The organism is Pseudomonas sp. MDT1-85, assembly GCF_054898065.1.
Genome location: NZ_CM142715.1, coordinates 3,616,815 through 3,628,079, shown reverse-complemented (window position 1 = coordinate 3,628,079; position 11,265 = coordinate 3,616,815). Strand labels below are relative to the sequence as shown.

At 61.7% G+C, this 11,265-nt stretch carries 8 protein-coding genes and 2 riboswitches; of the genes, 4 read left to right on the top strand and 4 right to left on the bottom strand.

Annotated features, from left to right (window positions below):
• Window positions 1-95 precede the first annotated feature (95 nt).
• A complete protein-coding gene (locus ACYZT2_RS16305; protein WP_461965574.1) occupies window positions 96-2,381 on the top strand; it encodes a fatty acid cis/trans isomerase in 2,286 nt (761 codons plus the stop codon).
• Window positions 2,382-2,605: 224 nt separating this feature from the next.
• Window positions 2,606-3,190, top strand: a complete 585-nt coding sequence (gene nfuA / locus ACYZT2_RS16300) for a Fe-S biogenesis protein NfuA (RefSeq protein WP_007898222.1) — start codon at window positions 2,606-2,608, stop codon at window positions 3,188-3,190.
• A gap of 141 nt (window positions 3,191-3,331) precedes the next feature.
• Here nfuA and cobM read toward each other — a convergent pair whose 3' ends face one another.
• From cobM to ACYZT2_RS16280, 4 genes are all read right to left on the bottom strand, one after another.
• Window positions 3,332-4,078 (bottom strand): precorrin-4 C(11)-methyltransferase, encoded by a 747-nt coding sequence (gene cobM / locus ACYZT2_RS16295; protein WP_461965572.1) that lies wholly within the window; start codon window positions 4,076-4,078, stop codon window positions 3,332-3,334.
• A gap of 82 nt (window positions 4,079-4,160) precedes the next feature.
• Window positions 4,161-4,574 carry a cobalamin biosynthesis protein gene (locus tag ACYZT2_RS16290; RefSeq protein ID WP_461965570.1) on the bottom strand — a complete coding sequence of 138 codons (414 nt, stop codon included), beginning with the start codon at window positions 4,572-4,574 and terminating at the stop codon, window positions 4,161-4,163.
• Complete coding sequence (locus ACYZT2_RS16285; RefSeq protein WP_461965568.1) at window positions 4,571-5,278, bottom strand: CbtA family protein; 708 nt, start codon at window positions 5,276-5,278, stop codon at window positions 4,571-4,573. Before ACYZT2_RS16285 ends, ACYZT2_RS16290 begins: the two co-directional genes overlap by 4 nt.
• A gap of 11 nt (window positions 5,279-5,289) precedes the next feature.
• On the bottom strand, window positions 5,290-5,481 hold the full coding sequence (locus ACYZT2_RS16280; RefSeq protein ID WP_095053480.1) for a CbtB domain-containing protein: 192 nt from the start codon (window positions 5,479-5,481) through the stop codon (window positions 5,290-5,292).
• Window positions 5,482-5,602: 121 nt separating this feature from the next.
• Window positions 5,603-5,830, bottom strand: a riboswitch (cobalamin riboswitch).
• A gap of 176 nt (window positions 5,831-6,006) precedes the next feature.
• A riboswitch (cobalamin riboswitch) is annotated at window positions 6,007-6,222 on the top strand.
• Between the two features lie 98 nt (window positions 6,223-6,320).
• Here ACYZT2_RS16280 and cobW point away from each other — a divergent pair.
• Complete coding sequence (gene cobW, locus ACYZT2_RS16275; protein ID WP_461965566.1) at window positions 6,321-7,394, top strand: cobalamin biosynthesis protein CobW; 1,074 nt, start codon at window positions 6,321-6,323, stop codon at window positions 7,392-7,394.
• A gap of 3 nt (window positions 7,395-7,397) precedes the next feature.
• Window positions 7,398-11,264: a cobaltochelatase subunit CobN gene (gene cobN / locus ACYZT2_RS16270; protein WP_461965564.1), complete on the top strand. Its 3,867-nt coding sequence runs from the start codon at window positions 7,398-7,400 to the stop codon at window positions 11,262-11,264.
• The last annotated feature ends 1 nt before the right edge of the window (window position 11,265 follow it).

Here is an 11,265-nt window from a genome sequence, read left to right as displayed (position 1 = left end):
GGAGCATGTGCGGGTTTTGCATGAATATCGTTCATGTTGGTGCGCAGGCCACACCGGTAGAATCGCGGCGTTTTCTCATGATCAGGACCAGGGATATGTCGTATCGCGTCGTCACCAGCCTATTGATGCTGTTTTTAAGCGGGGGCGCCGCTGCACAAGGTCCGGATATTTCCTACGTCCGCGACATTCAACCGATCTTCACTGAAAAGTGCGTGGCCTGCCATGCCTGCTACGACTCCGCCTGTCAGCTCAATCTGGGCAGTGGCGAAGGGGCGGCCCGGGGCGCGACGAAGGCGCCTGTCTATGATGGTGAGCGCAGTCAGGCCGCAGCGCCGACCCGGCTGTTTTATGACGCCTTCGACAAGCGTGCCTGGCAGCAAAAGGGCTTTTATTCGGTGCTCGACGCCCAAGGCAGCCAGGCGGCGCTGATGGCGCGGATGCTTGAACTGGGCCACAAAACCCCGTTGCAACCCAACGCCAAGTTGCCGGAAGACATCGTCCTGGGCCTGAACCGGGAAAACATGTGCGCCATGCCGGCGGAGTTCGACGGCTACGCCAGCTCCCACCCGAAAGAAGGCATGCCGTTGGCGGTCACCGGCCTGACCGATCAGCAATACCAGACGTTGCACCGCTGGCTGGCTTCTGGCGCGCCAATTGATGAACAGGGTCTGGTACCCAGCGCCAAGGAAGCCTTGCAGGTGGTGCAGTGGGAAAACCTCCTCAACGCGCCGGGTGCCCGGGAGAGCCTGGTCGGGCGCTGGTTGTTCGAGCACTGGTTCCTGGCGCACATCTATTTCAAGGACGGCGAGCCGGGGCATTTCTTTCAGTGGGTACGTTCGCGCACGCCGACGGGGCAGCCGATCGATCTGATTAACACCCGCCGTCCGAATGACGATCCGGGCACTCAGGTTTACTACCGTTTATGGCCGGTGCAAGGCGTGATCGTGCACAAGACCCACATCATCTATCCGCTGAGCGCGGCGAAGATGGCGCGGATCAAAAGCCTGTTTTACAGCGGTAACTGGCAGGTCAACGCGCTGCCGGGTTACGGGCCGGAGCGACGGGCCAATCCGTTCACGACCTTTGAGGCGATCCCGGCTCAGGCGCGTTACCAGTTCATGCTCGATAACGCCGAATACTTCGTGCGCACCTTTATTCGTGGCCCGGTCTGCCGTGGCCAGATCGCCACCGACGTGATTCGCGACAACTTCTGGGCGCTGTTCCAGGCGCCGGAGCATGACCTTTACATCACCGACCCGAACTATCGAGGCCAGGCCACGCCGTTGCTGGCGATGCCGGGGCAGAACGATGACGTCGGCAGTGTTCTGAGCCTGTGGCACGCCTACCGCGACAAACGCAACGAATATGAAGCCCTGCGCCGGGACAGCTACGCCGATCTGTCGGCGCCGAGCTGGTCGACCCTGTGGGCCGGCAATGACAACGCGCTGCTGAGCATCTTCCGGCATTTCGACAGCGCCTCGGTGAACAAGGGTCTGATCGGTGACGTGCCGCAGACGATGTGGCTGTTCGATTACCCATTGCTGGAACGTACGTATTACCAGTTGGCGGTCAACTTCGATGTGTTCGGCAACGTGTCCCATCAGGCCCAGACCCGGCTGTACTTCGACCTGATTCGCAACGGTGCCGAGCAGAACTTCTTGCGTCTGATGCCGGCCGACTCACGGGACGGCTACCTCGACGATTGGTATCAGAACGGCGGCAAGTTCAAGATGTGGCTGGATTATGAGTACATCGATAACGACAAACCGACGGCACTGACGCTGGACGAAAAAGATCCAAAACGCGATTTCGCCCTGCAATTGCTGGCCCGGTACGGCGACCTCAATGCCAGGCCCGACCCGATCAACCGCTGCGATGGCGCTTACTGCTCGCGGCCGAACATCGATCTGGCTTTGCAGAACGCCGAACAGGCCTTGAGCCGCCTGACTTCACGTCCGGCTGCGGGGTTGAAGGTCATCGATCAGTTGCCGGAAGCCACGATGTTGCGTATCGAGACCCAAAGCGGCAAGCGCGAGGTCTACAGCCTGCTGCGTAATCGCGCCCACAGCAACGTGGCGTTCCTGCTCGGTGAGTCGATGCGCTATCAGCCGGGGCTCGATACGTTGACGATTTATCCGGGTGTGCTCAGCAGCTACCCGAACTTCATGTTCAACATCCCGGCCGGGCAACTGCCCGCGTTCGTCGATGCGATGGAAAACGCGAAGGACGCTGCCAGTTTCGAGAAAATCGTCGAGCGCTGGGGCATTCGCCGCAGCCATCCGCAGTTCTGGCAGTATTTCCACGATCTGAGCCGCTACATCCACGACACCGACCCGGTGGAAGAGGGCGTGCTGGACATGAATCGCTACGAAAACCTCTGAAACACCGTTGACCCCCTGTAGGAGCGAAGCTTGCTCGCGAAAGCGGTCTGACATTCAGCGTAGATGTCGACTGTCAGACCGCTTTCGCGAGCAAGCTTGATCTCCTACAGGGATTCGGCGGTGATCAGGTGTTTAGACAGGTGCATCTTTCCCGACAAAAACACTGGGACTTTGTGCGGCGCGATGATTGGCGTAAACTGCGTCCAAGCCTGCGAGGAGTTTCCATGACCGCTATTACCATTACCGACGCCGCCCACGATTACCTGGCTGATCTGCTCTCCAAGCAGAACACCCCGGGTATCGGCATCCGCGTCTTTATCACCCAGCCTGGCACCCAGTACGCCGAAACCTGCATTGCCTACTGCAAGCCGGGCGAAGAAAAACCTGAAGACACGGCGCTGGGGCTCAAAAGCTTCACCGCTTACATCGACTCGTTCAGCGAAGCATTTCTGGACGATGCGGTAGTCGACTACGCCACCGACCGCATGGGCGGCCAACTGACCATCAAGGCGCCAAACGCCAAAGTACCGATGGTCAACGCCGACAGCCCGGTCAACGAGCGCATCAACTACTACCTGCAAACCGAGATCAACCCGGGGCTGGCCAGCCACGGCGGTCAGGTCAGCCTGATCGATGTGGTCGAAGACGGCATCGCCGTGCTGAAATTCGGCGGCGGTTGCCAGGGCTGCGGCCAGGCAGACGTCACCCTGCGCGAAGGCATCGAGCGCACCTTGCTCGAGCGTATTCCTGAGCTCAAGGGCGTTCGTGACGTGACCGACCACACGCAGAAAGAAAACGCCTACTACTAAGGTGTTCGCTGCAAACATAAAAAACGGTGCCCGTGAGCACCGTTTTTTTATGGGTGAAATTCACTGGCCCCATCGCGAGCAGGCTCGCTCCCACATTGGAATGCGGTCAACTGTGGGAGCGAGCCTGCTCGCGATGGGGCCCTATGGCCTGTACAAATGCGCACGCCCCGCGCGATACAATGACGATTCACTGAAGTGTTCGCTGCCCAACACCCGGCCCACCAGAATCAGCGCCGTCCGGCGAAATCCCTTGGCTTCAACCTTCTCGGCAATATCCGCCAGCGTCCCCACCACCCAATCCTGATCCGGCCAGGTCGCCCGATGGATCACTGCGATCGGGCAATCGGCGCCGTAGTGCGGCAGCAGTTCGGCGAGGATTTTCTCCAGATGATTGACTCCCAAATGGATCGCCATGGTCGCCCCATGCTGCGCCAGACTGCCCAGTTCTTCACCGGCCGGCATCGCGGTTTTGTCGGCGTAGCGGGTCAGAATCACGCTCTGTGATACGTCCGGCAAGGTCAGTTCAGCGCCCAAAAGGGCCGCGCAGGCGGCGGTGGCGGTGACGCCGGGAATGATTTCGAAAGGAATGTCGAGTTCACGCAGGTAGCGAATCTGCTCGCCAATCGCGCCGTACAGACTCGGATCGCCGGAATGCACCCGGGCCACGTCCTGGCCGTTGGCATGGGCGGATTTGATCAGCTCGATGATCTGTTCCAAGTGCAATTCGGCGCTGTTGACCACTTGTTCGGCCCGGTGACCCTCCAGTACGGCGGCGGGCACCAGGGAGCCTGCATAGATGATGACCGGGCAGCTACGAATCAGCCGCTGGCCTTTGACGGTAATCAGTTCCGGGTCGCCGGGGCCTGCGCCAATGAAGTAGACGGTCATCGTCGTTTCCTGTCAGAAAAAGGGTATGGGCAGGCTTCAGATGAAGATTGCTCATGATCGAAGGTGGGGATTATCGGGGATTTTACGCGGCGCTGGCCAATGCAAGGGTGGCCTGGGCGTATTTTTGTCGTGGAATCAGTAACTTTGCCGGTGCCTGAGCCAATTGTTCGGCCAATGCCAGCGCCGCACTTTCCGCTACGCCGTAACAGCCGGTGCGTTCGAACGCGATGTCCGAGTGGTGGCTGAGTTGCGGTTCATAACCGGCCAATTGTTCGCTGCTGAAGTACATCAGCGGCAATGCCAGCTGTTCGGCCAGTTCGATCAGGGCGGGTTCTTCGCGCTTGAGGTCGATACTGGCCAGGGCCTTGATCTCACGAAGCTCGATTTGATGAGCCTGTAACGCCTGATCAAGCAGCGCCCGCAGCGTGCCGACGGGGCAGCCGCGCTGGCAGCCCAGGCCGACCACCAGGGTCGGCGCTGTGCTGACGTCAGTCATGCGCGGTATTGCCCATCGCTTTTACGGCGGAACAACCAGGCGCTGATCAGGCCCAGGGCCAGCCAGAACGCCATGTTGGTCAGCTGCGAAGCGATTTTGAACTGCGCTTCCAGGGCTTGCGGCGCCAGCATCGAATGGACTTCCGGTTGCGGCGCACCGATCACATGAGGCACGGCCAGAATCGCCACGCCGAGGATCTTCATCAGCCAGTGGCGGCTGAACACGATCAGCGCGATGCCGACAGCGGTAGACGCGGCAGTGCCAATCCACCAGATCTGCCGTTGCGCCAGATCCGCCGCGGCAGTGCCCGGCAGCTCAGGTGGCAGGCCGAGGGTGGGCGCCAGCACGAACGTCGCGTAACCGGCCAGACCCCAGAGCAGGCCCTGAGAGGTACGGCGTGGAGCGCGCAAGGTGTAGAGGCCCGCGAGCATCAGGGCGAAACCGACCGCGACCACCAGATTGCCACCGGTGGTCGACAGCACGCGCTGCCAGCCGTCTTCAGGTTCCCAGGCTTCGGCGTCGTGGGTGTGAGCGGTGACAGCACCCGCGGCATGCTCGTGGATTTCGACAGCGGCCGGCTCGGATTTTTCGTAGGTCTCGGCCTGCAGAATCAGCGGAGCCACCCAGAAGCTTTGCAGCAGGGTCAGCAGCAGGGCGGCCAGCAGCCCGCTGAAACCTGCGGTTTGCGCAATACGCTTGATCATGTCAGCAGGTCTCAATGGCACGGAAAGGCGGAGCTGTGACGGGTATCGTGCGCGGCGTTGTGTACCGCTTCGATGTGCGAGAAACCGGCGAAATACACAAGGCACGCGCCAAGGATCGACGCACAAAAAGCGGCGGTCAGGCGTTGGCTCAGGGTTGAAGTAGTGCTGGCGGTGCTGCTGGCGGTACTGCTGATGATCGACATGGCGCTTCCCTCTGGTCTGTCAGCGGGTGAATAGAGCGCATGAAAACCTCCGCACGCCGGGGCACGCAGAGATTTCGAACAGCGCCCGCCCACCGCGGGTTTGTTATTCAGTGAACGTAAAAGTCACTTTGTGTTGCGGGCCGGTCTCCGGGCTCGCGAGGGGCAGGGCTAACGCCGAAACCTGCAAGCATCACCTTCCCATGCCATATGACAGGCACAGTGGATCTGACGCTTCACTCGCTTACCGTTGCGGGGGCAGCACCGGACTGACATGGCTTTAGAGTAAAGCACATGATTCACCGGTTTCCCGTTTCACCCTGTGAAGGGCACCCGTAACAAGGCGTGTAGGAGAGCATGTGCGGGGGTTGGGCGTCAATTGGCAGGGGGTCTCAACTCGATACCGAGGCGTTTCCATCGCGAGCAGGCTCGCTCCCACAGGTGACCGCATTTCAATGTGGGAGCGAGCCTGCTCGCGATGGGGCCGGTGGCGGCGCTACAAGACATTGACCCGCCCCCACACGATGCGTAGCCTTGCGCTTTCGAGGTTCTTCGGCGTCTGCCGAAGCTAAGAAGGGAACGCGGTCGATGCCGCGGCTGCCCCCGCAACTGTGAACGGTGATGTTCGCTGCCACGCCACTGCAAGCCCTGATCCATCAGGTTCGCGGGAAGGCGCAGCGAATGCCAGGCCAACAAGGTCGGCACACCGTCAGCCAGGAGACCTGCCTCGAAACGAATTCTCACTACAACCGGGCGGGGTGATCCGGTGGCGAAATCTTCCGCGCGCATTTGCAGCAGCGGTCGTCGTCCCGTATGCCCGCCACCTTGCCAAAGGGCATCCGATGAAAACACTGGCCAAACTCCCCGTCACCATCGTTACCGGCTTCCTCGGCTCGGGCAAAACCACCTTGCTGCGCCACATGCTCGACAACGCCCAGGGCCGCCGCATCGCGGTGATCGTCAACGAGTTCGGCGAGTTGGGCATCGACGGCGAAATCCTCAAGCAGTGCTCGATCGGTTGCACCGAAGAAGAAGCCAACGGTCGTGTCTATGAACTGGCCAACGGCTGCCTGTGCTGCACGGTTCAGGAAGAATTCTTCCCGGTGATGCGCGAACTGGTCGCTCGTCGCGGCGACCTCGACCACATCCTGATCGAAACTTCGGGCCTGGCCCTGCCAAAACCTTTGGTTCAAGCCTTCCAGTGGCCAGAAATCCGCAGCGCCTGCACGGTTGACGCGGTGATCACCGTGGTCGACAGCCCGGCCGTCGCTGCGGGCACCTTCGCTGCGTTCCCGGATCAGGTCGATGCCATGCGCAAACTTGACCCGAACCTGGACCACGAATCGCCGCTGCACGAGCTGTTCGCCGACCAACTGGCCAGCGCCGACCTGGTGATCCTCAACAAGGCCGACCTGATCAGCGCTGAAGACCTGGCCCGCGTGCGCCTGGAAGTCGCCGAAGAGCTGCCGCCAGCGGTGAAAGTCATCGAAGCCAGCAGCGGTCGTCTGCCACTGGACGTGCTGATCGGCCTCGGCGCCGGTTCCGAAGAACACATCGACAGCCGCCACAGCCATCACGATCATCACCACGAAGGTGAAGACGGTCATCACGATGAGCACGACCACGACGCATTCGACTCCATCTCTATCGAACTGCCGCAAGCCGACGAAAGCCTGCTGATGGACGCGCTGACTCAATTGGTGGTCCAGCACGGCATCCTTCGGGTCAAAGGTTTTGCCGCGGTGCCGAACAAGCCGATGCGCCTGCTGATCCAGGGCGTGGGCACGCGTTTCGACAAGCACTTCGACCGTCAGTGGGGCGCTGAAGAAGCACGCACCACCCGTCTGGTGTTGATCGGTCAGGATCTGGATGCCGCTGCGCTCGAAGCGCAATTGCGCGCCGCGCTCAGCGTTTAAACCATGCACCTGCTCAGGACCCAGCCCGGCGGTTTCGTGTCGGACGACAACATTGCCGACCTTGGACAAACCCCCGCCGAACTGGTGATCCTGTGCAGCGGCGATTCCAGCCTGGCGTTGCTCGCCGAAGCGGCGCAGCAGTTGCCCGATGATTACCCGAGCGTGCGTCTGGCCAACCCGATGCAGGTGCAGAATCACGCCTCGGTCGATCTCTACGTCGACGAAGTGCTGCGCCACGCCAAAGTGATTCTGATCTCGCTGCACGGCGGCATCGCCTATTGGCGTTACGGCATCGAGCGTCTGGTGGAATTGTCCGAGCGCGGCGTGCAGCTGATTCTGGTGCCGGGGGATGATCGCCCGGACCCGGAACTCAGTGACCTGAGCACCGTAACTCCGCAAGACCGCGATCGGCTCTGGCACTTCCTGCGTCAGGGCGGCATGGCCAATGCGCTCGACCTGTTTCGCTGTCTCGCCAATCGCTGGCTGGGCCGCGACTACCCATGGTCCGAGCCGCAAACCCTGCCACGCACCGCGATATACCACCCGCAAAAAAGCCCCGCTGAACTGAGCGATTGGCAAGCCGACTGGCAAGCTGATCAGCCGGTGGCGGCGGTGCTGTTTTACCGCTCGCATTTGCAGGCGGCGAACACTTGTTTCATCGATATTTTCTGCCAGCGTTTGCAGGCGGCGGGGTTGAACCCGTTGCCAATCGCGCTGGCCAGTCTGAAAGAGCCCGGCTGCCTGACGGTGGTTGAGGACTTGCTGGATGAAGTCGAGGCGGGGGTGATTCTCAACACCACCGGTTTCGCCCAGTCCAGCCCCGAAACACCGCACCTGCGGCCGTTCCGCCGCAATATTCCGGTGATTCAGGCGATCTGCGCCCAGGACAATGAACCCGGTTGGCGCGCCAGCGAACAAGGCCTCGGCCCGCGGGATCTGGCGATGCACATCGCGCTGCCGGAGCTGGACGGGCGGATCATCAGTCGGCCTATCAGCTTCAAGGACCTGGCCTGGCGCAGCGAGCGCAGTCAGTCCGACGTGGTCTGCTACCGGCCGCAACCGGAACGCATGGATTTTGTCGCCGAGTTGGCGCGGCGCTGGATCGATCTGGCGCGAGTGCCCAACGGCGAAAAACGCATCGCCCTGATCCTCGCCAACTACCCGACTCGCGATGGGCGTATCGGCAATGGCGTGGGTCTCGATACACCGGCCGCCGCACTGAATATCCTCCGAGCGCTGCACGCCGAAGGTTATCCGCTGCCGGCCGAGTTGCCGGACAGCGGCACCGCGTTGATCCAGCAATTGCTCGGTGGCGTCAGCAACGACCTCGACACCCTCGACCAGCGTCCCTGCCAACAAAGCCTCGCGCTGGACGACTACAACCTGATGTTCAACGCGCTGCCCGAGGCCAATCGCCAAGCCGTGCTGGAGCGCTGGGGCTCGCCCGAAAACGATCCAATGTTCCGTGGCGGACGAATGATGATTGCCGGTCTGCGCTTCGGCCTGACTTTCGTTGGCATTCAGCCGGCCCGGGGTTACCAGGTGGACCCGAGCGCGGTCTATCACGACCCGGACCTGGTGCCGCCTCACGGCTATCTGGCGTTTTACTTCTGGTTGCGCAACACCTACGGCGCTCATGGTGTGATCCACGTCGGCAAGCACGGCAACCTCGAATGGCTGCCGGGTAAGGGCGTCGGGTTGTCGGAAAACTGCTGGCCGGACGCATTGCTTGGACCGCTGCCGAACATCTATCCGTTTATCGTCAACGACCCGGGCGAGGGCGCCCAAGCCAAGCGCCGTACGCAGGCCGTGATCATTGATCACCTGATGCCGCCGCTGACCCGCGCTGAAACCTACGGTCCGCTGCGTAATCTCGAATTGTTGGCCGACGAATATTACGAAGCGCAATTGCTCGATCCGCGCCGCGCCCGGGAGCTGCAACGCGACATTCTGCAACTAGTGCGCGACACGCACATCGACCGTGAACTGCAGCTGGACGAAAAGCTCGACAGTGACGCCGATGCGGCGATCTGGTTGCCGCGTCTGGATACTTACCTGTGCGACTTGAAGGAGTCGCAGATTCGCGATGGCCTGCACATTTTTGGCGAATCGCCGACCGGGCGGTTGCGAATCGACACCTTATTGGCCTTGCTGCGTATTCCTCGCGGCGACGGTCGTGGGGCGCAATCGAGCTTGCTGCGGGCTCTGGCCAAGGCGTTCGCGTTGGGCTTCGATCCGCTGGATTGCGTTTTGGCCGAGCCCTGGAGCGGTCCTCGGCCGGATGCCTTGTTGTCGACCAGCGATGAAGCCTGGCGCACGGCGGGCGATACCCGTGAGCGTCTGGAACTGTTCGCCGCGCAGCTGATCTCGCAGGCACTGAGCACGCCTCAAACCAACCCCGGTCCCTGTGGGAGCGAGCCTGCTCGCGAAGCGGTTGATCATTCAACATTGATGTCGATTGACCCACCGCTTTCGCGAGCAGGCTCGCTCCCACAGAAAGCAAATTGGTCCGAGGTGCATGCCATCATCGACAGCCTGCGCGAAGTCGTCGCTCCACGCCTGGACGCCTGCGGCCCGGCGGAAATGCGCGGTCTGCTCGACGCCCTCAGCGGTCGATTCGTCCCGGCTGGCCCGAGCGGCGCACCGAGTCGCGGTCGTCTGGACGTGCTGCCCACCGGGCGCAATTTCTATTCGGTGGATGTGCGCAACCTACCGACCACCACCGCGTGGCGCATCGGTTTCCAATCCGCAAATCTGATTCTTGAGCGGCACTTGCAGGACCACGGTGATCACCTGCGTCAGCTCGGTCTGTCGGTCTGGGGCACCGCGACCATGCGCACCGGCGGCGACGACATCGCCCAGGCCATGGCGCTGATGGGCGTGCGACCGGTGTGGGCCACTGGCAGCCAGCGCGTCGATGATTTCGAGATTCTGCCGTTGAGCCTGCTGGACCGCCCGCGCGTGGATGTGACCTTGCGGGTCTCCGGATTCTTCCGCGATGCCTTTGCCAACCTGATCCGGCTGTTCGACGCCGCCGTGCAAGCGGTCGCCGCGCTGGATGAACCGGACGATCTCAACCCGTTGGCGGCCAAGGTCCGCGCTGAGCGGCAAGCGCTGCTGGATTCCGGTCTGGATGAAGAAGCGGCGCGGCGGCAGGCCGGCTGGCGCATCTTCGGGGCCAAACCGGGTGCTTACGGAGCGGGCGTGCAGGGCGCCATCGACGGTCGCCTCTGGCAAAGCCGCGAAGACCTGGCCGAGGTTTACCTGAACTGGGGCGGCTACGCTTACGGCGGCTCTGACGAAGGCACCGCCGCCCGCGAACAATTCGCCCAGCGTCTGAGCCAGGTGCAGGCAGTGCTGCAAAACCAGGACAACCGCGAGCACGACTTGCTCGATTCCAACGATTATTACCAGTTCCAGGGTGGCATGCTGGCGGCCGTCGAAAGCCTCAGCGGTGAAGCGGCGGCCAGTTATCACGGCGACCACAGTCAGCCGGACTTGCCAAAGATCCGCACCTTGAAGGAAGAGCTTAACCGGGTGATCCGTTCCCGGGCAGCCAATCCGAAATGGATCGACGGGGTCAAGCGTCACGGCTATAAAGGCGCGTTCGAACTGGCGGCGACGGTCGATAACCTGTTTGCGTTCGACGCCACCACGCAGTTGATCGACGATCACCAATATGCGTTGCTGGCGGACGCCTATTTGCTTGATCCGGCAACCCGGGAGTTTGTCCGCGAACACAATCCCCATGCCTTGCGCGACATGGCCGAGCGCATGCTCGAAGCGCAGCAGCGGGGGATGTGGAAAGAGCCGGGCGAGTACCGCGAGGCGCTGGAGAATTTGTTGCTGGACATAGAAGAAGACAGCTAAC